Source organism: Curtobacterium sp. Arg-1 (assembly GCF_025643395.1).
GTDB lineage: Bacteria > Actinomycetota > Actinomycetes > Actinomycetales > Microbacteriaceae > Curtobacterium > Curtobacterium poinsettiae.
Genome location: NZ_CP095731.1, coordinates 1,501,322 through 1,524,516, shown reverse-complemented (window position 1 = coordinate 1,524,516; position 23,195 = coordinate 1,501,322). Strand labels below are relative to the sequence as shown.

Annotated in this window: 20 protein-coding genes; 3 read left to right on the top strand and 17 right to left on the bottom strand. The window is 69.8% G+C overall.

All coding sequences use genetic code 11. The features are described from left to right. Positions 1–110: 110 nt before the first annotated feature. The 6 genes from MXD64_RS07335 to MXD64_RS07315 all read right to left on the bottom strand — a co-directional run bounded on the left by MXD64_RS07335 (position 111) and on the right by MXD64_RS07315 (position 4,157). Positions 111–791: an ABC transporter substrate-binding protein gene (locus MXD64_RS07335; RefSeq protein WP_317629856.1), complete on the bottom strand. Its 681-nt coding sequence runs from the start codon at positions 789–791 to the stop codon at positions 111–113. Next, positions 715–1,035, bottom strand: coding sequence for a glycine betaine ABC transporter substrate-binding protein (locus tag MXD64_RS17750; protein ID WP_317629855.1), 321 nt, complete (start codon positions 1,033–1,035; stop codon positions 715–717). Before MXD64_RS17750 ends, MXD64_RS07335 begins: the two co-directional genes overlap by 77 nt. Next, positions 1,032–1,760, bottom strand: coding sequence for an ABC transporter permease (locus MXD64_RS07330; protein WP_017886652.1), 729 nt, complete (start codon positions 1,758–1,760; stop codon positions 1,032–1,034). The genes MXD64_RS17750 and MXD64_RS07330 overlap by 4 nt, the downstream gene beginning before the upstream one ends. After that, on the bottom strand, positions 1,757–2,473 hold the full coding sequence (locus MXD64_RS07325; RefSeq protein ID WP_017886651.1) for an ABC transporter permease: 717 nt from the start codon (positions 2,471–2,473) through the stop codon (positions 1,757–1,759). The genes MXD64_RS07330 and MXD64_RS07325 overlap by 4 nt, the downstream gene beginning before the upstream one ends. Further along, positions 2,470–3,396: an ABC transporter ATP-binding protein gene (locus MXD64_RS07320; protein ID WP_017886650.1), complete on the bottom strand. Its 927-nt coding sequence runs from the start codon at positions 3,394–3,396 to the stop codon at positions 2,470–2,472. Before MXD64_RS07320 ends, MXD64_RS07325 begins: the two co-directional genes overlap by 4 nt. 230 nt (positions 3,397–3,626) lie before the next feature. Then, positions 3,627–4,157: a TetR/AcrR family transcriptional regulator gene (locus MXD64_RS07315; RefSeq protein WP_214585299.1), complete on the bottom strand. Its 531-nt coding sequence runs from the start codon at positions 4,155–4,157 to the stop codon at positions 3,627–3,629. A 270-nt stretch (positions 4,158–4,427) separates the two neighbouring features. On the opposite strand from MXD64_RS07315, the gene MXD64_RS07310 reads away from it, so the two are divergent. Both MXD64_RS07310 and MXD64_RS07305 read left to right on the top strand, forming a co-directional pair. Next, complete coding sequence (locus MXD64_RS07310) at positions 4,428–5,492, top strand: App1 family protein (protein WP_042537314.1); 1,065 nt, start codon at positions 4,428–4,430, stop codon at positions 5,490–5,492. Between the two features lie 78 nt (positions 5,493–5,570). After that, positions 5,571–7,472 (top strand): glycoside hydrolase family 15 protein, encoded by a 1,902-nt coding sequence (locus MXD64_RS07305; protein ID WP_214585300.1) that lies wholly within the window; start codon positions 5,571–5,573, stop codon positions 7,470–7,472. A 210-nt stretch (positions 7,473–7,682) separates the two neighbouring features. Here the strand turns inward: MXD64_RS07305 and MXD64_RS07300 are convergent, their stop codons facing one another. From MXD64_RS07300 to MXD64_RS07275, 6 genes are all read right to left on the bottom strand, one after another. Continuing rightward, entirely contained in the window at positions 7,683–9,056 is a 1,374-nt protein-coding gene (locus MXD64_RS07300; RefSeq protein WP_017886646.1) for a glucose-6-phosphate dehydrogenase, read from the bottom strand. A gap of 158 nt (positions 9,057–9,214) precedes the next feature. Next, positions 9,215–9,631 carry a cytochrome c oxidase subunit 4 gene (locus MXD64_RS07295; RefSeq protein WP_017886645.1) on the bottom strand — a complete coding sequence of 139 codons (417 nt, stop codon included), beginning with the start codon at positions 9,629–9,631 and terminating at the stop codon, positions 9,215–9,217. A gap of 4 nt (positions 9,632–9,635) precedes the next feature. Further along, on the bottom strand, positions 9,636–11,372 hold the full coding sequence (ctaD, locus tag MXD64_RS07290; protein ID WP_017886644.1) for an aa3-type cytochrome oxidase subunit I: 1,737 nt from the start codon (positions 11,370–11,372) through the stop codon (positions 9,636–9,638). An 11-nt stretch (positions 11,373–11,383) separates the two neighbouring features. After that, the gene (gene ctaC / locus MXD64_RS07285; protein ID WP_031259441.1) at positions 11,384–12,286 is read right to left on the bottom strand and encodes an aa3-type cytochrome oxidase subunit II; all 903 of its coding nucleotides are present in this window, start codon (positions 12,284–12,286) and stop codon (positions 11,384–11,386) included. Positions 12,287–12,579: 293 nt separating this feature from the next. Then, positions 12,580–12,948, bottom strand: a complete 369-nt coding sequence (locus MXD64_RS07280; RefSeq protein WP_017886642.1) for a HesB/IscA family protein — start codon at positions 12,946–12,948, stop codon at positions 12,580–12,582. 58 nt (positions 12,949–13,006) lie between these two features. Further along, positions 13,007–14,458: a dipeptidase gene (locus tag MXD64_RS07275; protein ID WP_017886641.1), complete on the bottom strand. Its 1,452-nt coding sequence runs from the start codon at positions 14,456–14,458 to the stop codon at positions 13,007–13,009. 52 nt (positions 14,459–14,510) lie between these two features. On the opposite strand from MXD64_RS07275, the gene MXD64_RS07270 reads away from it, so the two are divergent. Further along, positions 14,511–15,086, top strand: coding sequence for a DUF3043 domain-containing protein (locus MXD64_RS07270; protein ID WP_017886640.1), 576 nt, complete (start codon positions 14,511–14,513; stop codon positions 15,084–15,086). A gap of 232 nt (positions 15,087–15,318) precedes the next feature. Here the strand turns inward: MXD64_RS07270 and MXD64_RS07265 are convergent, their stop codons facing one another. From MXD64_RS07265 to dnaE, 5 genes are read right to left on the bottom strand one after another with little or no spacing between them, the layout of a single operon-like run. After that, complete coding sequence (locus MXD64_RS07265) at positions 15,319–16,395, bottom strand: quinone-dependent dihydroorotate dehydrogenase (RefSeq protein ID WP_082046807.1); 1,077 nt, start codon at positions 16,393–16,395, stop codon at positions 15,319–15,321. Beyond that, on the bottom strand, positions 16,392–16,892 hold the full coding sequence (gene nrdR / locus MXD64_RS07260; RefSeq protein WP_017886638.1) for a transcriptional regulator NrdR: 501 nt from the start codon (positions 16,890–16,892) through the stop codon (positions 16,392–16,394). The genes MXD64_RS07265 and nrdR overlap by 4 nt, the downstream gene beginning before the upstream one ends. Positions 16,893–16,905: 13 nt before the next feature. Continuing rightward, entirely contained in the window at positions 16,906–18,213 is a 1,308-nt protein-coding gene (hisD, locus tag MXD64_RS07255; RefSeq protein WP_263137337.1) for a histidinol dehydrogenase, read from the bottom strand. Continuing rightward, positions 18,210–19,058, bottom strand: coding sequence for a hypothetical protein (locus tag MXD64_RS07250; RefSeq protein WP_071251370.1), 849 nt, complete (start codon positions 19,056–19,058; stop codon positions 18,210–18,212). Before MXD64_RS07250 ends, hisD begins: the two co-directional genes overlap by 4 nt. A gap of 11 nt (positions 19,059–19,069) precedes the next feature. Beyond that, entirely contained in the window at positions 19,070–22,549 is a 3,480-nt protein-coding gene (gene dnaE, locus MXD64_RS07245) for a DNA polymerase III subunit alpha (RefSeq protein ID WP_042537439.1), read from the bottom strand. Positions 22,550–23,195: the final 646 nt, after the last annotated feature.

Below are 23,195 nucleotides of genomic sequence, written 5' to 3'. Positions count from 1 at the left end.
CCCTGCACGGCACAACCGTGCGGCACGGATGTTCGCTTCGCCCGGTCCGGAAACGACGACAGGCGCCGGGTGGACACCCGACGCCTGTCGCTTCGTTCGTGGAGCTGTGGCTACAGCAGACCCTCGGCCTTGAGCCAGTCCTCGGCGATGGTGGACGCCTTCTCCTTGTCGGCCGTGCTCTTGGTGTTGAGCTCGATCAGGGCATCCGTCGTGAGCTTCTCGTTGACCGAGTCGATCGCGTCGGCAGCCTTCTCGTTGACCTTCTTCGAGACGACCGGCACCACGTTCTGCGGCAGGATCAGGTTCTCCGGGTCCTTCAGCGTGACGAAGCCGTTCGCCTTGATGCTCGGGTCGGCCGTGTAGATGTCAGCCAGCTGGACGGTGTCGTCCTTGAGCGCCTTGACGGTCAGGGCGCCGCCGCCGTCCTCGATCGCCTTGAAGTCGACGTCGACGCCGTAGACCGACTTGAGCCCCTTCGGCCCGTACGGCCGCGTCTGGTTCTCGGAGTTGGCACCCACGGTGAGCTTCTCGTCGACGTTCTTCAGGTCGGCCAGGCTCGTGACGTCGTTGTCCTCGGAGAACTTCTTCGTGACGGTGTAGCTGTCCTGGTCGGTCGCCTCGGCTTCGTCGAGGACGCGGAGGCCCTTCGGCAGGGCCTTGTCGAGTCCGTCGTCGATCTGGTCGGCGGTCTTCGCGTCGGAGTCCTTGTCGAAGCTACTGCAGCAGGTTGCCGCTGTACTCGGGCATGACGTCGATGGCGCCCTTCTCGAGCTGCGGGATGTAGACCTCACGCTGCCCGATGTTGAAGTTGCGCTTGACATCGAAGCCGTCCTTCTCGAGGACCTGGGCGTAGAGCTCGGCGATGATCTCGTTCGAGTAGTACTGCTGCGAGCCGACGACGATGGTCTTCGAGTCGGACGAGTTGCTGGAGCCGCTGTCGAGCGGGTCGCTCGACGCGCAGCCGGCGAGGGCGGCGACGACGCCCACCGCCATCGCGGCGGCGACTCCGGCGCGGATCTTGGGTGCTGTGATCACGAGGGATTTCCTTCCGGGAGTGGATTGCGGGCTCGCTCTCGCGACCCCTGACGCTGTCGGGCCGACGGGTCCGCGGTGCCCTTCGGCACCGCCGCCCGCTGCAGCACGGCGAACACGATCTCGAACGCGATCGCGAGGGCGATCACGAGGATGGAGGCGCCGAGCATCTCGGCGTAGTCCTGGGTCTTCAGGCCGAGGAAGAAGTAGCCGCCGAGGCCACCGGCCCCGACGTACGCGGCGAGCGTGGCGGTCGCGACGACCTGCAGCACCGCTGCGCGGATCCCACCGATCAGGAGCGGGAGCCCGAGTGGGATCTCGACCTTCCACAGGATCTGCCACCCGGTCATGCCCTGGGCCTTCGCGGCGTCGACGACACCCGGGTCGACGGACTCGATGCCGGAGTAGGCACCGGCGAGCACCGACGGGATCGCCAGGATGACGAGCGCGAGCAATGGTGCCTGCAGCCCGATGCCGAGCAGCAGGCCGAAGAGCGAGAGCACACCGAGCGTCGGGAGCGCACGCACCCCGCCGGAGACCGCGATCGAGACACCGCGTGCTCGGCGGGTGTGCCCGATCGCGTAGCCGACCGGCACCGCGATGACCGCCGCGATGAGCACCGCGAGCAGGGTGATCCACACGTGCTCCCACACGCGCGTGGGGATGCCGTTGTAGCCGCCGTAGTTCGTGGGGTCGAACACCCACGCGAAGGCCTGTCCGATGATCACGAGGAGACCTCCGCTGCTTGCAGGACCCGACGGGACTGACGACGCGACACCGAGCTCGTGCGGGTCCACGGCATCACCAGTCGCCCGAGCAGCACCAGCAGGCCGTCGATGGCGAACGCGAGCACGAGCACCATGACGATGCCGGAGAGGATCTCTTCGTAGATCCCGCGACCCAGGCCGTCGGTGAAGAGCAGGCCGAGGCTCGGGATCCCGAGGACCGCGCCGACCGTGGTCAGCGAGATCGTGGAGACCGCGACGACCCGGAGCCCGGCCAGCAGCACCGGACCGGCGAGCGGGAGTTCCACGCGGAAGAAGCGCTGCGCCGGCGAGTAGCCCATGGCGGTCGAGGCGGACTTGGTCTCGGCGTCGACCGAGGTCAGCCCGTCGACCGTGGACCGCACCATGAGTGCGAGGCCGTACAGGGTCAGGCCGATGACGACGTTGATCGGGCTCTGCAGGCCGGTGCCGATGATGCCCGGCAGCGCCACGAACAGCGCGAGTGACGGGATCGCGTACAGCAGACCGGCGAGGGTCACGATGCTGCTCCCCACCCCGGACGCGAAGCGCGACCCACCGGGCCGCTGCAGTCGGACGACCAGCCACCCGATGGGGATCGACAGCAGGAACGCCACGATGATCGGCGGGATCGCGATCGCGAGGTGGGAGACCGTGTTGTCCCAGATCGTGTCGAGGTTCGCCAGCACCCACTTCACCGGGTGCCCCCACCCTGCGCCGGAGCACCCGGTGCGTCGTGCGACGCTCCGGCCTCTGCTGCTCGGGTGTCGGACTGGGGCACGGCCTGGGCGGCGTCGACGACCCCGACGGGGCCCGTCAGCACACCGGCTGCACGCCCTTCGCCGTCGACGACGATCGGACCGGTCGGGGTCTGCTCGACCCGCAGCGCACGGCGCCCGCGGCCTGCGCCGATGAACGTCGCGACGAAGTCGTCAGCGGGTGCGGCGAGGATCTCGGCCGGCGTCCCCTGCTGGGCGATCTCGCCGCCCTTCTTGAGGATGACGACCTGGTCGCCGAGCTTGAACGCCTCGTCGATGTCGTGCGTCACGAACACGACGGTCTTGCCGAGCTCGCGCTGCAGCCGGATGAGTTCGTCCTGCAGGTCGTTGCGCACCAGGGGGTCGACGGCCCCGAACGGCTCGTCCATGAGCAGGATGTTCGGGTCGACGGCGAGCCCGCGGGCGACCCCGACGCGCTGCTGCTGGCCGCCGGAGAGCTGCGACGGGTAGCGGTCTGCGAACGCGCGGTCGAGTCCGACGGTGTCCATGAGTTCGAGGGCACGCTTGCGGGCATCGGCCTTGGAGACGCCGGTCAGCAGCGGGACCGTCGCGATGTTGTCGACGACCTTGCGGTGCGGCAGCAGTCCGGAGTTCTGCATGACGTACCCGATGTGGCGACGGAGCTCGACGGGGTTGATCCCGGCGACGTCCGACCCGTCGATCTCGACGGTGCCGGAGGTGGGGTCGACCATGCGGTTGATCATGCGGAGCAGCGTGGTCTTGCCACAGCCGCTGGATCCGACGAAGACGGTGGTGGTCCGGGACGGGATGACCAGATCGAAGTGCTCGACCGCAGTCGTGCCGTCCGGGTAGGTCTTGCGCACCGAGCGGAACTCGATCATGGGGTGCCCTTCTGTTCGGAGGTAGCCCGACTTCGGATGAGAGTACCCGGGGGTGCCGACATCGGTTCGGTCACGACGCCGCGTGACGGGTTCCGGACGACCGGGAGATCGTGGGACCACCACCGGTTCAGCGCGATGTGTCGGGGGACGACGACGCCCGCGCCTCCTGTTCGGAGGACACGGGCGGGTCGGTTCGGTCACCGGCGTGTCGCGCCGGTTCGACGGGGTCGTCAGGAGGCGGCGATCACCGATTCGAGGTGGGTGCGGTTCATCCGGCGGTACTCCTCGATCAGCTCGGTGTCGGGGTGCTCACGGTCGCGGTGTGCCCGCGCCAGCACCGCGTGACCGGACTCGGCGAGGACGACCCAGGCACGGGTGACGTGCTCGTCGTCCGGCAGACCGAAACGGTCGCGCATGATCTGGCCCACGGCTGCGCCGAGCGCACCCATGCGGTCTTCCGCGTCACCGGTCCCGGTGTCCGCCGGGTCGCCGAACCGGATCGCCCGGAAGCCGGGCTCGGTGCGGTACATCTCGGCGGTCAGGTCGATGAGCGCGTCGTTGGCGTCCTGCCAGGTCTCGGCGCCGCTGGCGTCGAGCGCCTCGACGAAGCGGGCGGCGAGCCGCTGGGTGCAGCGGATCGCGAGCGCCTCGACCACGGCGATGCGGTCCGGGAAGTACCGGTAGACGGTGCCGATCGACGCCCCCGCGCGCTCGGCCACCATGGCGGTCGTGAGCCGCTCGAACCCGATCTCGTCGATCACCGCGGCAGCGGCGTCGAGGAGGCCGGCGAGGCGCGCCGAACTGCGGGCTTGGACCGGCTCGTTCCTGAGCAGTGATGATCCCCCCGGCAGAGCGTTCGTTACCTCGGTGACGAGCACGTGTTCTCCTCTTGCGCTCCAGCGCGGTTCGTTGGCGTGACGGGGACAACTTTCGCAGAACGGACCTGGAACGTGGCTGCGACTCACCAGTTGCGACGCACCAGTTCTGTCCAGCGCGCGGGTTTCGTCAGCCGCCCGTGGGAGGATGACGCCATGCCCGACCCGACGCCCCACGAGCCGTCGTTGGCCGAGCCGCTCCTGCACCGCGCGGCCCGCATCGAGGACGCCGTCCAGGAGTTCCGCGAGCACCGTGCACGCCGCCGCGGCCTGGTCCCCACGGTGGTCCCGTACACCGGCTACGGCGCACCCGGATGGGTCCGCATCCTCTGCCGCGTGCTGCTGACGCGCCGCGGTCTCGCCTCCGACGTCTCCTACGCCGGCGTCCGTGGCTGGAAGAGCTTCACGAGCGTCGCCGTCGACCACGCCGAGGTCACCGTCACCGCCGGCGGGGTCTCGCACGTGGTGCAGACCGACCGTGGCGGCGTCGTCGACACCATCGTCCCGATCGACCTCGAGCCCGGCTGGCGCACGGTGCGACTGTCGGCGGGTGGCGGCCGTGACGTCGAGGCCGACGTGTTCGTGGTGCACCCGGACACCCGCTTCGGGCTGCTGTCCGACATCGACGACACCGTGATGGTCACCTCGCTCCCCCGCCCCATGCTGGCCGCCTGGAACTCCTTCGTGCTCACCGAGCACGCCCGCCGCCCCGTACCCGGCATGTCCGTGCTCTACGAGCGGATCCTGGCGCAGCACCCGGGATCGCCGACCGTGTACCTGTCGACCGGGGCGTGGAACGTCGCGCCGACGCTGCAGCGCTTCCTGTCGCGCAACATGTACCCGTCCGGCACGCTGCTGCTCACCGACTGGGGCCCCACCCACGACCGGTTCTTCCGCAGTGGCCAGCTGCACAAGCAGCAGAACCTGCGGCGGCTCGCCCAGGACTTCCCGGACATCCGCTGGCTCCTGGTCGGCGACGACGGCCAGCACGACGAGAGCCTCTACGGCGACTTCTCGCGGGAGCACCCGGACAACGTCGCGGGCGTCGCCATCCGGCAGCTGTCCACGAGCGAAGCGGTCCTGGCCGGTGGTCGTTCGCGGGCGCAGGAACGCTCCCGCGACTCCTCGGCGCCGTGGGTCTACGCCCCGGACGGCGCCGGGCTCTGGAGCGAGCTCGCGCGCATCGGCATCATCGATTCCGACGCCTCCGAACCGGCCTGAGCGACCCCTCACAACGGTCTCGGCCAGGGCCACCCGTCGCGGACCGCGGCGCACGGCCAGCGGGTGTTCGATCGGTCCATGAGCACCGAGCCGGAAGCACCGCCCACCCCGCCGAACCGCATCGAGGACCACGCCCTGATCGGCGACACCGGGACCGCTGCCCTGGTCGGCCGGGACGGCACGATCGACTGGGCCTGCCTGCCGCGCTTCGACAGCTCGTCGACGTTCGCCTCGCTGCTCGGCACCGAGGACCACGGACACTGGACCCTGCGCCCCGTCGACGGTGACGCCACCGCCCGGTGGCGGTACCGCGGGGACACGCTCGTGCTCTCCACCGTCTGGACCACCCGCGACGGCGTGGTCGAGGTCACCGAGTTCATGCCCGTCGGGGCGCACCGGCCGTCGATCGTGCGCCGCGTCCGCGGCCTCCGCGGCACCGTCGAGATGCGCCAGACCCTGCGCATCCGGTTCGACTACTCGCGCGCCCTGCCGTGGATCCGGCAGATCGGGGACGACGACGAACCGGCGCTCCTCGCGACGGCCGGCCCCGGCTCGGTGATCGTGCGCGGGCCGCGGTTCCGTGCCGACGACCACCGGCACACCGCCGTCACGACGATCCACGACGGCGAGGTGCTCGACACCGTGCTCACCTGGTACCCGTCGCACCGCGAACCGCCGGAACCCCTCGACGTCGACGCGGCCCTCGCCCACACCCTGTCGTGGTGGACGGGATGGACCGCGCCCGCAAAGACCACCGGCCGGTACGCGGCAGCCACCCGCCGGTCGCTGGTGTTCCTCCGCGCGATGACCCACGGTGAGACGGGTGGCGTCGTCGCCGCCGCGACCACGGGCCTGCCCGAGGACCCCGGCGGCGAACGCAACTGGGACTACCGCTACGTGTGGCTCCGCGACGCGTCCCTCGCGCTCGCCTCGCTCATCGCCCACGGGTACCGGGACGAGGCCACGCACTGGCGGGGCTGGCTGCTGCGGGCCATCGCGGGCGACCCCGCGGACGTGCAGATCATGTACGGGATCGCCGGCGAACGCGAACTGCCCGAACGCGAGATCCCCGAGTTGCCCGGGTACCTCGGGTCGACCCCGGTCCGCATCGGCAACGGTGCCTCGACGCAGTACCAGGGCGACGTCTTCGGCGAGGTCCTGTCCGCGCTGCACGACGCCCGCGAGCTCGGGGTCGAGGAGAACGCCGACTCGTGGGCGCTGCAGCGGGCCCTGCTCGGCTACGTCGAGGAGCACTGGCAGGAGCCGGACAACGGCATCTGGGAGATGCGCGGTCCGCGCCGCAGCTTCACACACTCACGGGTGATGATCTGGGCCGCCTTCGACCGTGGGGTCGCCGCGGTCGAGGAGTTCGGCCTCGAGGGTCCCGTCGACCGCTGGCGGACGTTGCGCGACACGGTCCGCGCCGAGATCGAGGAGCACGGCTGGAACGCCGAGCGCGGATCGTTCCGCCAGCACTACGACACCGGCGAGGTCGACGCCAGCCTGCTCGTCCTGCCGCAGGTCGGCTTCTGCCGCGCCGACGACCCCCGGATGACCGGCACGGTGCGCGCGATCGAGGAGGACCTGCGGGTCGGGGACGACGGCCTCGTGCTCCGCTACCGCACGACCGCGGGCTTCGACGGCCTGTCGGGCGCTGAGCACCCGTTCCTGGCGTGCTCGTTCTGGCTGGTGGAGCAGTACGCCGCCTCGGGCCGCGTGGACGACGCCGAGCGCCTGATGGACGTGCTGGTCGGGTACGCGAACGACGTCGGCATGCTCTCCGAGGAGATCGACGTCGCCACGGGCCACCACATCGGCAACACCCCGCAGGTGCTGTCGCACCTCACCCTGGTGTCGGCGGCCGACGCCATCGAGCGCGCCCGGGGAGCCGCCGTCGGACACCGCACACGGTTGTCCGTGCACGACGGGGGCACCCGCTCGTGGACCGGCGAGGGTGAGCGAGCCGGCTCCCCCGCCTGACGCGTCGCTCCACCCCGCGAAGACGCCGTCGTCTTCGCACCACACCTCGACAACGTCGAGACGCCGCCGGATCTGGCGGCGTCTCGCCGACACGACGGCGTCTCGCGGTGCTCTGCACGCGACCCACAGACGGACGGGAGGCCCGGTGCCAGCTGGCGCCGGGCCTCCCGTCCGTCAGGGCGTCCGTTCAGGACGTCGAGAACGCGTCCGTCAGGACGACGACTCCCAGTCCGCCGGGCCGCGCGAACCGGCGCGGTACTCCTCGAGCGGGACCTCGTCGGCCTTCCAGGCGGCGACGACCGGCTCGACGATCTCCCAGCAGCGCTCGGCCACGTCGCCGCGGATCGAGAGCAGCGGGTCGTCGTGGAAGATGCCGTTCAGGACCTCGCCGTACGGGGTGAGCTCGCCGTCGCTGAACGACGACGACAGGGTGACCTGCCCCATCTCGAACGGGTTGCCGCCACCGTTGGCCGACACCGTCAGCTCGATCTCGTCCGGGTTCAGGACGATGCGGAGCGTGTCGGTCTTCGGGCGACCACTCAGGCCGGAGGGCAGGCGCGTGACCGGCTTGAAGGTGATCAGCACCTCCTTGCGGCTGGCGCCGAGGGCCTTGCCGGAGCGCAGCGTGAAGGGGACGCCGGCCCAGCGGGCGGTGTCGACCTCGACCGAGATCTCGGCGAGGGTCTCCGTCTGGCGCGACGGGTCGACGCCGTCCTCTTCCTGGTACGAGGGCAGTTCCTTGCCGTCGATGGTGCCGGCCGTGTAGACCGCACGGCGGGACGCGATCTTCGCGTCGTCGCCCTTCAGACGCGTGGAGCGCAGGACCCGGGCGAGCGACGAGCGGAACTCGACCGCGTCGATCGCGGACGGGGCGTCCATCGTGACCAGGCCGAGGATCTGCAGCAGGTGCGACTGGATCATGTCGACCATCGCGCCGGCCTCGTCGTAGTACTGGGCGCGGTTCTCGAGACCGAGGGTCTCGTCGTAGAAGACGTCGACCTTCTCGATGTTCTCGGCGTTCCAGATCGGCTCGAACAGGCGGTTCGCGAAGCGCAGACCGATGATGTTCAGCACCGTGGTGCGGCCGAGGAAGTGGTCGGTGCGGTGCACGCGGTCCTCGGGGACGAGCTTGAGCACCGTCTCGTTGAGGGCCTGGGCGCTCGCGACGTCGGTGCCGAAGGGCTTCTCGAAGGCCAGGGTCGTGCCCTCGGGGAGCTCGACGTGCTGGAGCGCCTCGCAGATGTCGGAGGCGATCTGCGGCGGGAGCGCGAAGTACAGGATCGGCTCGGAGTCGGCCGCGGCCAACAGCGCCTCGAGGTGCTTCGGGTCGGTGGGGTCGCCCTGGATGAACTGCGTCGACTCGATGGTCGCGTCGACCTCCGGCCCCTTGACGTCCTGCGACGCGAAGGACTGCGTGACGATGTCCTTCCACTTCTCGGGGCTGCGCTCGCTGCGGCCCGTGCCGATCAGCTGCACGGGGACGGCACGGCCGCTCTGCAGGAACGTGCCGAGGCCCGGCAGGAGCAGGCGGGAGGCGAGGTCGCCCGTCGCGCCGAAGATGATGAGGGTGCGCTTGTCGGTCACCTGAGGTGACTCCTTTCGCTGTGGTGGGAGGTCCGCTCCAGTCAAGTCGCGGGCGGGCCCGTTTGTTCCGGATCCGAACCGGAGATCTGTGCCCGGACGCACTTCGGGCGGCACCGTTCTGGTGCCGCCCGAAGTGTCAGGTGCGCTGCAGCGCCGGGTCAGTGCCCGAAGTTGCCGCGGTAGTACTCGTAGACCCAGCCGACCAGGGTGATCGCCACGAGGACGAGACCGATCGGGACGATCCAGAGGCCGGCTGCCACGCCGAGGAAGCACACGGCGACCGCGGCGGCCAGCAGGATGGGCCACCAGGACCAGGGGCTGAAGTGCCCGAGTTCGGCGTCGCCGTCCTCGATGTTGGCGTCCGGGCGGTCCTCGGGCAGGACGCCGCCCTGCGACGACATCACCTTGCCGAGGTAGAAGGCGATGAACGCCGACATGATGCCCGTCAGGCCGATCGCCACGGTGCCGACCCACTCCGGGTGACCGTAGTAGAGCATCGCCCAGATCGTGTACGCGGCGTCCGCGAGGATGAAGAACCCGAAGAGGATCCAGAACAGGTTGGTGTTCGCGCGCATGGCGTTACTTCACCTCGCCCTTCGCGGCGTCGTAGGTCGGGGCATCGGGGGCGTCCTTCGCGGGACCGACACCGATCGGCACACCGGCCTCGGGGTGGTTCAGGTCGAACGCCGGGGACTCCGAACGGATGCGCGGGATCGACGTGAAGTTGTGGCGCGGCGGCGGGCAGGAGGTCGCCCACTCGAGCGAGCGGCCGTAGCCCCACGGGTCGTTCACGGCGACCTTCGGTGCGTTCCGAGCGGTCACGTAGACGTTGAAGATGAACGGCAGGAACGAGATCGCGAGGATCATCGAGCCGATCGTCGACAGCTGGTTCATCCACGTGAAGCCGTCGTTCGGCAGGTAGGTCGCGTACCGACGCGGCATGCCGATGACGCCCAGCCAGTGCTGGATGAGGAACGTGGTGTGGAACCCGATGAACAGGAGCCAGAAGTGGATCTTGCCGAGACGCTCGTTGAGCATCTTGCCGGTCCACTTCGGCCACCAGAAGTAGAAGCCGGAGAACATCGCGAACACGACGGTGCCGAAGACCACGTAGTGGAAGTGCGCGACGACGAAGTACGAGTCGGACACGTGGAAGTCGAGCGGCGGCGACGCCAGGATGACACCGGTCAGACCACCGAACGTGAAGGTGATCAGGAACCCGAGGGCCCAGAGCAGCGGGGTCTCGAACGTGACCGAACCGCGCCACATCGTGCCGACCCAGTTGAAGATCTTCACGCCGGTCGGGACCGCGATGAGCATCGTCATGAGCGAGAACCACGGGAGCAGGACGCCACCGGTGACGTACATGTGGTGTGCCCACACCGTGACCGACAGGGCCGCGATCGAGATGGTCGCGTACACCAGGGTCTTGTAGCCGAAGATCGGCTTGCGGCTGAACACCGGGAAGACCTCGGACACGATGCCGAAGAACGGCAGCGCGATGATGTACACCTCGGGGTGCCCGAAGAACCAGAACAGGTGCTGCCAGAGCAGGGCCCCGCCGTTGGCCGGGTTGAAGATCTGGGCGTTGAACACACGGTCGAGACCGAGGCCGAAGAGCGCCGTCGCGAGGACCGGGAAGGCCATCAGGACGAGGAGCGCGGTCACGAGGGTGTTCCACGTGAAGATCGACATGCGGAACATGGTCAGACCAGGGGCGCGCATCGTGATGATCGTGGTGATGAAGTTCACCGCACCGAGGATCGTCGAGAAGCCGGTCATGCCCAGGCCGAAGACCCAGAGTGTCCCGCCGAGCCCTGGTGTGAACGTCGTGTCACTCAGTGGCGCGTAGGCGAACCAGCCGAACGAGGCAGCGCCCTGCGGGGTGAGGAAGCCACCGACCGCGATGAGCGAACCGAACAGGTAGAGCCAGAAGGCGAACCCGTTGAGTCGCGGGAAGGCGACGTCCGGCGCACCGATCTGGAGCGGCATGATCGCGTTCGCGAAGCCCGAGAACAGCGGCGTCGCGAACATCAGCAGCATGATCGTGCCGTGCATCGTGAACAGCTGGTTGTACTGCTCCTTCGTCGCGACCACGTGCAGGCCGGGTTCGAAGAGCTGGGCACGGATCACGAGGGCCATCACACCTGCGAGCAGGAAGAAGACGAACGACGCGATCAGGTACATGTACCCGATGGTCTTGTGGTCGGTGGAGGTGATCCACCGGACGACGATGTTGCCCTTCCGGCCCACCTTCGACGCCTGGAAGTCCGGCGAAGCGGTCTGGGTCGGTTGGCCGACGAGTGACGTTGTCATCTGACGAGCCCCTACTTGTTCTCGCTGGACGCCTCGACCGGCGCCTTGTTGTTCGGTTCGTTGGTGTTGGTGTTGTACTCGTTGCCGAGCAGGCCGACCTTGCCCTGGTCCTTCAGGGTGCCGAGGTACGCCTCGTACTGGGCCGGCGTGACGACCTTCACCTGGAAGAGCATCAGCGAGTGGTACTCACCGCAGAGCTCCGCGCACTTGCCCTGGTACGTGCCGAGCTTCTCCGGGATGAAGTACTCCCAGTTGGTCTTGCCCGGGAGCATGTCCTTCTTGTACAGGAAGTCGATGACCCAGAAGGAGTGGTCGACGTCGCGCGACGAGAGCTCGATCGCGACCTTCTTGCCCTTGGGCAGGTAGAGGGTCGGCAGCTGCGACTCGTCGATCGCCCCCTTGGCGTTCTCTTCTTCCTGGGCCTGGATGCCCTGGTAGTAGACGCTCTCTTCGGGGTTGTCCTTGTTGATGTAGTTGAAGTCCCACGCCCAGCGCTTGCCGTACACGTGCACGGTGGCGTCGGGGTCGGCGAAGGGCTTCTCGATCGCGGCCTGGTCCTTCGCGGTGAAGGCGAAGAAGCCGAGCACCAGGATCAGCGGCACGATCGTGTAGAAGATCTCGAGCGGCATGTTGTATCGCATCTGCACGGGCAGGCCGGTCTGGCCCTTCCGGCGGCGGTAGACGATCGCGGCCCAGATGATCAGGCCCCACACGATCAGACCGACGGCGAGGAGCACGACCCAGCTGGTGGTCCACAGGCCGACGATGCGGCTCGTGTGGTTGGTGACGTTCTTCGTCTCCTCCGTGCCGGGGAGCCATCCGTTCATCTGCTGCTGCGTGCAGCCAGCCAGTGCGATGACCAGACCGACGGCCACCGGGACGGCCGCCCAACGTATACGGCGATTCGAACGCACTGTTACCTCTCGCAAAAGACGTGAGCTTCGGAAGGTCAGCCCGTCGTGTCCGACGGCGAGCCGCACGAAGGCGGCGCTTGGCTGGCTCCCAGCTTGATTGGAACACTCCTAGCTTACTCGCAGCTCGCCACCGCTCGCGCACACACGCCACGGTTCTGGCCTCGATCCGCACGTCGGCGGGCACGATTCCCCCCGGTTCCGCCGCGCCCCGGCGCGCCATGTCCGGTCACACGAACGCGAGCGGGGAGCGACCGTTCCGGTCGCTCCCCGCTCGCGTGTCGGATCGCTGGCGATCAGTGGAAGCTGTCACCGCAGGCGCAGCTGCCCTGCGCGTTCGGGTTGTCGATCGTGAAGCCCTGCTTCTGGATCGTGTCCTCGAAGTCGATCGTCGCGCCGTCGAGGTACGGGACGCTCATCTTGTCGACGACGACCTCGACCCCGTCGAACTCGGCGGTGACGTCACCGTCGAGCATGCGCTCGTCGAAGTACAGCTGGTAGATCAGGCCCGAGCAGCCACCGGGCTGGACGGCGAGGCGCAGGCGCAGGTCGTCGCGGCCCTCTTGTTCGAGCAGGCTCGCCACCTTGCCGGCAGCGGCGTCGCTCAGGAGGACGCCGTGCGACGGGGTCTCGGTCGCCGGTGCTTCGGTGATGGTGTCGCTCATCGCGCGTCTCCCTCCGGGCGGTGCTGGTCACCGCGCCTGGCCTCGATTGTAAGCACCCTCAGCTGCGCGTCGCGAGCCTGGCGAGCAGGATCGTCTCCGACGCGATGGCACGGTGCAGGACGCCGAGGTGCTGCGACTCGTTCGGGCTGTGCGCGCGGGTGTCCGGGTCCTCGACGCCGGTGACCAGGATCTGCGCGTCCGGGAACTCCGCAGCCAGGTCCGACACGAACGGGATCGACCCGCCGATGCCCTGCTCGACCGCCTCGGCACCCCAGCCCTCGCGCATGGCCGTGCGGGCCTCCTGCACGGCCCAGCCGGCGGTGTCGACGAGGAATCCGTCGCCGCTGTCCGGCTCGGTGACCTCCATCCGTGCGCCGAACGGGACGTGCTCGCGCAGGTGCCGTTCGACGGCAGCGGCGGCCTCGCGGGCGTCCTGGCCGGGGGCGACGCGGACCGAGACCCGTGCCGAGACCGTGGGCAGCAGGGTGTTCGAGGCGTTCGCGACGCTCGGCACGTCCATGCCCGTCACCGTGATCGACGGCTGGAACCACATGCGGGACAGCACGGCGCCGGTACCGATCGGGCGCACACCGGGAACGAGTGCGGCGTCGACGGCGAGTTCGTCCTCGGTGCGCTCCGGCACGTCGGCTTCGTACGAGGCCAGCCCCTCGACGGCGACCGACCCGTCGGCGTCGTGCAGCGAGGCGAGCAGCCGCACCATCGGGATCATCGCGTCCGGGGCCGCTCCCCCGAACATGCCGCTGTGGCTGGCGTGCTCGAGCGTGGTCAGGGTGAGCTTGAAGGTGACGTTGCCGCGCAGCGACACCGTGATCGACGGCACCTCGGTCGACCAGTTGTCGCTGTCCGCCACGACGATGACGTCGGCGGCCAGGTGCTCCTTCTGCTCGCGCAGGAAGGTGCGGAACGAGCGGGAGCCGAACTCCTCCTCGCCCTCGACGAACAGCACGATCCCGAGGTCGAGGTCGTCGCCGAACTGGGCGTGCACCGCGCGGAGCGAGGCGATGTGGGTCATCACGCCGGCTTTGTCGTCCGAGGCGCCGCGACCGTACAGGCGGTCACCGCGGAGCGTCGGCTCGAACGGCGGGGTCTCCCACAGGGCCTCGTCGCCCTGCGGCTGCACGTCGTGGTGGGCGTAGAGCATCACCGTCGGCTTGCCGTTCCGCGCCGGGCGCACCGCGAGCACCGCCGGCTGGCCGAGCTCGGTCTCGGCGTCCGCCTCGGCGACGTCGGCGGTCGAGCCGGACACTGCCGACCGCACGATCCGGACGTCGTCCGGGCCGAAGACCCCGGTCGACCGCGCCAGGTCCGCGACGGCCTCGGCACTCGCGCGCACGTTCGACGGGTCGAAGGCCGACCAGGAGACCGACGGCAGGCGTACCAGGGCGGACAGGTCGGCGATCGTCGTGGGCAGGGCCCCCTGGACGTGTTCGCGCAGGGCGTCGAGGAGCGCAGGGTCGGTCGCGGGGCTGTGCTGTTGGCTGTCGGTCATGCCCGGTAATCTAGAGGAGATCCCGCACGCACACCGCCGTTAGGAACGCACCGTGGCGAAGGCAGCCCCCAAGACCAACACGACCGTCAACCCGACCGAGGCCGAGCTCCTCGAGCAGGGCAAGGGCCGCCCGACGCCGTCCCGCCGCGAGCGAGAGGCAGCGAACCGCCGCCCCCTCGTCGGCAACACGCCGGTCGACAAGAAGGCAGCCCGTGCACGCCTCAACTCCGAGCGCGAGCGCGCACGGGTCGGCATGGCCAACGGCGAGGAGCGCTACCTGCCGGCCAAGGACCGCGGTGAGCAGCGACGCTTCGTCCGCGACTGGATCGACGCCCGCTGGAACGTCGGCGAGGTCATGATGCCCGTGCTCGTGCTGTTCCTCATCGTCGGGTTCGCCGCCGCGCAGACCGTGGTCGCGTCCTACTCGCTCCTGCTGGTGTGGGCGTTCGTGGCGCTGTTCGTCATCGACTGCGTGGTGCTCTGGCTGTCGCTCCGCCGCAAGCTCACCACCAAGTTCGGCGACTTCCAGCGCGGCACGTTCCTCTACATCCTGACGCGGGCGTGGCAGCTGCGGTTCCTGCGGCTGCCGAAGCCCCAGGTCCGGCGCGGCGAGTACCCCACGCTCTAGCCACACGCACACGAACCAAGCGCCGCCCGGCCTGCCGGGCGGCGCTTCGTCGTTCCCGCTCCCCTGTTCCCCGCTCCCCCGCTCCGCATCGGTGATCGAGTGAGCAGAACACGACGGGTCGACTGGCGAGCCACGGCGTGTTCTGCTCACCCGATGCGCAGGCGCGCCCCAGGACGGACGGGAGGCCCGTGGCGGCGTCGCCACGGGCCTCCCGTCCGGATGGTGGTCGCGACTAGCGCGCGGCGCGACGCAGCCGACGTCGGCGCAGCCGGTTGATGCGCGCTGCCCAGGTCGGCCCCTCGTAGAGGAACGCCGTGTAGCCCTGCACCAGCGTCGCCCCGGCGTCGATGCGGTCCTGCACGTCCTGCTCGGTGGTCACGCCACCGACGGCGATGACGCAGAAGTCCGCCGGCACGGCGGCGCGGACCCGACGCAGGACCTCGAGCGAACGCGCGGCGACCGGCGCACCGGAGAGTCCACCGGCACCCATCGCCTCGACGTCGGACGGGTCGGCCGTCAGTCCCTCGCGCGCGGTGGTCGTGTTGTTCGCGATCACGCCGGACAGGCCGAGCTCGACCGCCAGGCCCGCGATCGCGTCGATCTGCTCGTCGGTCAGGTCCGGTGCGATCTTGACGAGCACCGGGGTGCGCCCCGCGCCGTCGCGCACCGCGGAGAGCAGCGGTCGGAGCTGGTCGAGTTCCTGCAGTCCGCGCAGGCCGGGCGTGTTCGGCGAGCTGACGTTGACCGCCAGGTAGTCCGCGAACGTCGCCAGGCGGCGGGTGGACTCGAGGTAGTCGTCGATGGCGTCCTCGACCGAGACGACCCGGCTCTTGCCGATGTTCACGCCGATCACGGGCCGGCCCGGGTTGCGGCGGGCGCGCTCGAGACGTCGGGCGGCCGCAGCCGCGCCGTGGTTGTTGAAGCCCATGCGGTTGATCAGGGCGCGGTCGCCGATCAGTCGGAACAGGCGCGGGCGCTCGTTGCCGGGCTGCGGCTTTGCGGTGATGGTGCCGACCTCGACGTGGCCGAAGCCGAGCAGGCCGAGCCCGGCGATGCCGCGGGCGTCCTTGTCGAAGCCCGCCGCCAGGCCGAAGCGCGACGGGAAGTGGATGCCCATCGTGGTGATGCCGTCGGCTGCCGACGGGCGGCAGTACCGCTCGACGACCCCGCTCAGGAACGGCACGCGAGGCAGCCCAGCGATGACGGCGAAGGCCAGGTGGTGGGCGCGTTCCGGGTCCATGTTCGCAAACACGGAGCGGAACACGACGCGGTACCCGCCGCGCACGATCCGTTCGGCGATGCCGCTCACGCGCGTGTGCCGGACGGTGCGGACGAGCCGGCGGCGCTGTCGGCCGTCCCGTGGTGGTCGCGACGGAGCTGGCCGATGGCGTCCTCGAAGTCCTCGAGCGAGTCGAACGCCTGGTAGACGCTCGCGAAGCGCAGGTACGCGACCTCGTCGAGCTCCCGCAGGGGCGCGAGGATCGCGAGGCCGATGTCGTTCGCGTCGATCTGGCTGGACCCGGAGGAGCGCACGGTCTCCTCGACGCGCTGCGCGAGGACGGCCAGGTCGCCGTCGGTGACCGGGCGCCCCTGGCACGCCTTGCGCACACCGGAGACGATCTTGTCGCGGCTGAACGGCTCGGTGACGCCGTTGCGCTTCACGACGTTGAGCGATGCGGTCTCGGTGGTCGAGAACCGTCGACCGCAGTTGGGGCACTGTCGACGGCGGCGGATGGAGGTTCCGTCGTCGCTCGTCCGTGAGTCGACGACGCGGGAGTCCGGGTGGCGGCAGAAGGGGCAGAACATGTCGTTCCCCAGGCTATCGGTTCGTGCGCTCCGTCACGGCGGCCCCGTGCGCGGGGAGCTGCTCCTCGGTGGACAGGGCGACGATGTGCGGCGCCACCTCGGCCAGGGCCTCGGGCGTGTACCGGACGATCTGCTGGGGTCGCAGGAACGTCGACGCGGACAGTCCGGACCCGAAGCGGGCCTGGCCGCCGGTCGGCAGCACGTGGTTCGACCCGGCCAGGTAGTCCCCCAGGCTCACCGGCGTGCTCGGTCCGACGAACACCGCACCGGCGGCGTCGATGTCGGCCAGCACGGCGTCGTCGTCGACCGTCTGGATCTCCAGGTGTTCCGGCCCGTACGCGTTGCTCACGGTCGCGGCGTCGGTCAGCGAGTCCACCAGGACGATCGCGGACTGCGGCCCGTCCAGGGCGGTCTGGAGGCGCGCAGCTGTCCCGAGCACCGCCGTGCGTTCCGGGATGGCGGCTTCCACCGCGTCGGCGAACGCCGCGGACGTCGTCACCAGCACGCTGCCGGCCTGCTCGTCGTGCTCGGCCTGGCTGATCAGGTCGGCGGCCACGAACCCCGCGTCGGCGGTGTCGTCCGCGATCACGAGGATCTCGGTCGCCCCGGCCTCGGAGTCGATGCCCACCACACCGCGCACCAGGCGCTTGGCGGCGGCGACGTAGTTGTTGCCCGGCCCGGTGACCAGGTCGACGGGCTCGAGGTCGAGCTCGGCGACGCCGTACGCCAGCGCGCCGACGGCTCCGGCACCACCCATCGCGTAGACCTCGTCGATGCCGAGCAGCCCCGCCGCGGCGAGGATCGTCGGGTGCACCGCGCCGCCGTGGTCGCGCTGCGGCGGCGACACGAGGGCGATCGAGGGCACGCCCGCGACCTGGGCGGCGACCACGTTCATCACGACGCTGGACGGGTAGACGGCCTTGCCGCCGGGCACGTAGAGCCCGACACGGCGCATCGGCTGCCAGCGCTGGTGGACCTCGGCGCCGTCGGCCAGGGTCGTCACGGACGGAGCGGGGATCTGCGCGGCACTCGCGGCACGGACGCGGCAGATCGCCTCGTCGAGGGCCGCCCGGACCTCGGGGGTGAGCCCGGCCACCGCGGCGGTGATCTCGGCGGCGGGCACCCGCACGTTCGCGGGGGCCCCACCGTCGAAGCGCTCGGCCTGGTCGCGCAGGGCCGCGGCCCCACGGTGTCGGACGTCCTCGATCAACTCGCGCGCGGCGTCGACCGCGTGCGACACGTCACCCGCGGCACGGGGCATGAGTCGGAGGAGTTCGGCACGGGCGGGGAGGCCGCCGCGGAGGTCGATTCGCTGCATCATGAGGCCTCCAGCGTACCGGCGGCGTGCTGCACGACCGCGTCGACCACGGGCCGGTGGTGGGCGACCTGGTCGGTGTCCCACGCGTCGAGCAGGTGCAGCGTGGCGATCCGGAACGCCAGCGCACGGACGAGCAGCTGCGGCCACTCCGGCACGCCGGTCCCGAGCACGCCGAGCCGGCCGACGGCGACCCGGTGCCAGGTCACGGCGTCGACCGCGGCGATCGCGGCACCGAGGCCCGCCGGGCGCCAGTACGGCGCCCAGTCGAACACCGTGGGTGGCTCCCCCGGCGTGAAGAGCACGTTGCCGAGCAGGTCACCGTGGACGAGCTGGGACGGGGACGTCACCGGCTGGAACGTCGCCGCCAGGCGGTCCAGCGTTGGATCGTCCGGCAGGGGTGCGTCGCCCCAGACCATCCGGTCCGCCCGGCTCCAGGGGTCGTCACGCTGGTCGAGGACTTCGGGACGCGGCAGGTCCGCGACGGCCCGGTGGAAGGCAGCGCCCGCGGCGATGACGTGGTCCACGCGGGTCGGGTCGGTCCGGCCGTCGACCCATCCCCAGGCCTCCCACCCGCCGTCGCCGGTGCCGGTGCCGGTGCCGGCGTCCATGATCCAGTCCCCGGACTCGGCGGCGACCGGACGCGGGGTCCGGAACCCGGCCGTGTGGACGAGCCGGGCCAGCGTGGCGGACCGCCACCGGGCCTCCAGGGGGTCGCCGGACGGCCGGAGCACGACGTCCCCGGCGCGCCACGTCAGCCCGCGGCCGCCGCCGAGCCGCTCGAGCGGGCGGTCGTGCACGCCGAACGCCCGCAGCACGTCCGGGCCCGGCGGCAGCGGCGGACCGGCCATGGTCGACGCTCCTAGACCAGGCAGCGGGGTCCGAGCAGGCTCTTCAGCTCGCCGAACAGGTCCGGGGTGAGGTTCACCGGGAAGGGCAGCTCGAAGGTGCGTGCCACGTCGTCCTTCAGCAGCTTCAGCCGGACCTCGGTGTCGCCCTGGTGACGGCCGAGCACGGCGGCGAGTTCCGTCACCGTGGTCGTCGTGGCCTGCCGTTCGGGCAGTGACAGGGTGAGCGGGCCGGAACCCATCGCGTCGCCGACGTTCGGCTGGAACATGCTCACCGCGTGCAGGGCCTTGCCGTCGTCGCGGACGTTGACGCGGCCGCGCAGGACGACGATCGAGTCGGCCACCAGGGACGGGCCGAACTCCTGGTACGTCTTGCCCAGGAACATCACCCCGATCTGCCCGCCGAAGTCCTCGATGTCGACGATGCCGTACGGGTTGCCGCTCGTCTTCGCCACCCGGTGCTGCACGCTCGTCAGCAGGCCGGCGACGGTGACCGTCTCACCCTCGATCGAGTCGTCGGCGGTCAGCAGGTCGGCGATGGTGATCGACTGGTGCTTCGCGAGTTCGATCTCGAGCCCGGCGAGCGGGTGGTCGGACACGTAGAGCCCGAGCATGTCCCGCTCGAACGCCAGCTTGTCGCGCTTGGACCACTCCGGCCGGTCCGGCACCTGGGACACCGCGGCGCTCGGAGTGTCCTCGGCGGCCTCGGCGAAGAGCGAGTCGAAGTCGAACCCGACGTTGCCGTGGGCCTCGTCACGCTTGACCTTCACCGCGCCCTCGACGGCGCCCTCGTGGATCTCCACCAGGGCACGGCGGGTGTCCCCGAACTCGTCGAACGCACCGGCCTTGATGAGCGACTCGACCGTGCGCTTGTTCGCCGACGAGATCGGGATCTTGCGCAGGAAGTCGTGGAAGGACTCGAACGCACCCTTCTCGGTCCGGGCCTTGACGATGTCGTCGACCACGTTGAACCCGACGTTGCGGATGGCGCCCATGCCGAAGCGGATGTCGTCACCGACTGCGGCGAAGAAGCCGATCGACTCGTTGACGTCCGGCGGCATGACCTTGATGCCCATGCGCCGGCACTCGTTCAGGTACAGGGCGAGCTTGTCGCGGGCGTCACCGACCGAGGTCAGCAGGGCCGCCATGTACTCGGCCGGGTAGTGCGCCTTGAGGTACGCGGTCCAGAAGGACACCACACCGTAGGCCGCCGAGTGCGCCTTGTTGAACGCGTAGTCGGAGAAGGGCAGCAGGATGTCCCACAGCGTCTTGATCGCCGCGTCGGAGTAGCCGTTGTCCTTCATGCCCTGCTGGAAGCCCGCGTACTGCTTGTCGAGCTCGGACTTCTTCTTCTTGCCCATCGCGCGGCGGAGGATGTCCGCCTGGCCGAGGGAGAACCCGGCGACCTTCTGCGCGATGGCCATGACCTGCTCCTGGTAGATGATCAGGCCGTAGGTCGTGCCGATGATGTCCTTCAGGGGCTCTTCGAGCTCCGGGTGGATCGGCGTGATCGGCTGCTCGCCGTTCTTGCGGAGCGCGTAGTTCGTGTGCGAGTTCGCACCCATGGGCCCCGGACGGTACAGGGCGATGAGCGCGGAGATGTCCTCGAAGTTGTCGGGCTTCATCAGCCGCAGCAGGCCGCGCATGGGCCCGCCGTCGAGCTGGAACACGCCGAGGGTGTCACCGCGCTGCAGGAGCGCGTACGCCTCGGGGTCCTCGAGCCCCATGTTCTCGAGGTCGAGCTCGGTCCCCCGGTTCGTCTTGATGTTGTCGAGGGCGTCACTGATGATCGTGAGGTTGCGGAGCCCCAGGAAGTCCATCTTGATCAGGCCGAGCGACTCCGCTGCCGGGTAGTCGAACTGCGTGACGATCTGGCCGTCCTGCTCCCGCTTCATGATCGGGATGATGTCGATCAGCGGGTCGCTCGACATGATGACGCCGGCCGCGTGCACGCCCCACTGGCGCTTCAGCCCCTCGAGCCCGAGTGCGGTGTCGAAGACGGTCTTCGCCTCGGGGTCGGTCTCGACCACGGTGCGGACGTCGACGGCTTCCTTGTAGCGCGGGTGGTCCTTGTCGAAGATCCCGGTGAGCGGGATGTCCTTGCCCATCACGGGCGGTGGCATCGCCTTGGTGAGCTTCTCGCCCATGCCGAACGGGAACCCGAGGACGCGCGAGGAGTCCTTGAGCGCCTGCTTCGCCTTGATCGTGCCGTACGTGACGATCTGCGCCACGCGCTCCGACCCGTACTTCTCGGTGACGTACTTGATCGCCTCACCGCGGCGCCGGTCGTCGAAGTCGACGTCGAAGTCGGGCATCGAGACGCGGTCCGGGTTGAGGAACCGCTCGAAGATCAGACCGTGCCGGATCGGATCGAGGTCGGTGATGCGCATCGCGTACGCCACCATCGAGCCGGCACCGGAGCCACGCCCCGGACCGACGCGGATGCCGTTGTTCTTGGACCAGTTGATGAAGTCCGCGACCACCAGGAAGTAGCCAGGGAACCCCATCTGGTTGATGATGCCGACCTCGTAGTCGGCGCGGTCCTGGACCTCTTTCGAGATGCCGCCCGGGTACCGGTACTCCAGCCCCTTCGCGACCTCTTTCTCGAACCAGGAGTGCTCGGTCTCGCCCTCGGGCACCGGGAACTTCGGCATGTAGTTCGCCGAGGTGTCGAACTCGACGTTGCAGCGTTCGGCGATGAGCAGCGTGTTGTCACAGGCCTCGAGGTTGTCGCGGAAGACGTGTCGCATCTGCGCCGGGGTCTTCAGGTAGAACTCGTCGGCATCGAACTTGAAGCGGTTCGGGTCGTTCAGGGTCGAACCGGACTGCACGCAGAGCAGTGCCGCGTGCGACTTGGCGTCGTGGGCGTGCGTGTAGTGCAGGTCGTTCGTGCCGACCAGCGGGATGTCGAGGTCCTTCGCCAGGCGGATCAGGTCGCTCATGATCCGGCGCTCGATCTCGAGCCCGTGGTCCATGACCTCGGCGAAGTAGTTCTCCTTGCCGAAGATGTCGCGGTAGTCGGCGGCGGCCTGCACCGCTTCGTCGTACTGGCCGAGGCGCAGGCGCGTCTGGATCTCCCCCGAGGGGCAGCCCGTCGTGGCGATGATGCCCTGGTGGTACTCCTGCAGGAGCTCGATGTCCATGCGGGGCTTGAAGTAGTAGCCCTCGAGCGACGCCTTGGACGACAACCGGAACAGGTTGTGCATGCCGGTGGTGTTCTCGGCGAACATCGTCATGTGCGTGTACGAGCCCGCACCGGACACGTCGTCGCCGCCGCCGTCACCCCAGCGGACACGGGTCTTGTCGGAGCGGTGCGTGCGGGGCGTGATGTACGCCTCGGTCCCGATGATGGGCTTGACGCCACCGGCCTTGGCGGCCTTCCAGAACTCGAAGGCGCCGAACATGTTGCCGTGGTCGGTCACCGCCACGGCGGGCATCCCCTGCGCGGCGGTCTCCGCCACGAGGTCGGAGAGCCTGGCGGCGCCGTCGAGCATCGAGTACTCGCTGTGCACGTGCAGGTGGACGAAGGAGTCGGAATCCGACACGGAACCTCCGGTTCGTACGGTGTGCTGCGGGGTGGGAACAGCCTAACTGCGGCCGCCCACATTCCCGCGCGCGTCGTGGCGGACGGGACGCTCGGGGCGGGGCCGCACCGCGCCTCCAGACCGGCATCGGATCGCGACACGCGCGGCGCGCGCCGCCGAGCGGGCATGACACGCCGCACGCGGGCCGCCGCGGGTGCAGAAGGCGTCGCCTGACGGCTCCGCAGCCGACAGTTCGCGACCCCTCGGCGAAAGAGACCGGGCGGGGCGGACGGGAGGCTCGGGGCGGGCCCGCACCGCGCCTCCAGACCGGCATCGGATCGCGACACGCGCGGCGCGCGCCGCCGAGCGGGCAGGACACGCCGCACGCGCGCCGCCGCGGGTGCAGCAGGCGTCGCCTGGCGACTCCGCAGCCCACACTTCGTGACCCCGCGGCGAAAGCGGCCGGGCGGGGCGGACGGGAGGCTCGGGGCGGGCCCGCACCGCGCCTCCAGACCGGCATCGGATCGCGACACACGCGGCGCGCGCCGCCGAGGGGCCAGGACACGCCGCATGCGCGCCGCCGCGTGTGCAGCAGGCGTCGCCTGACGGCTCCGCA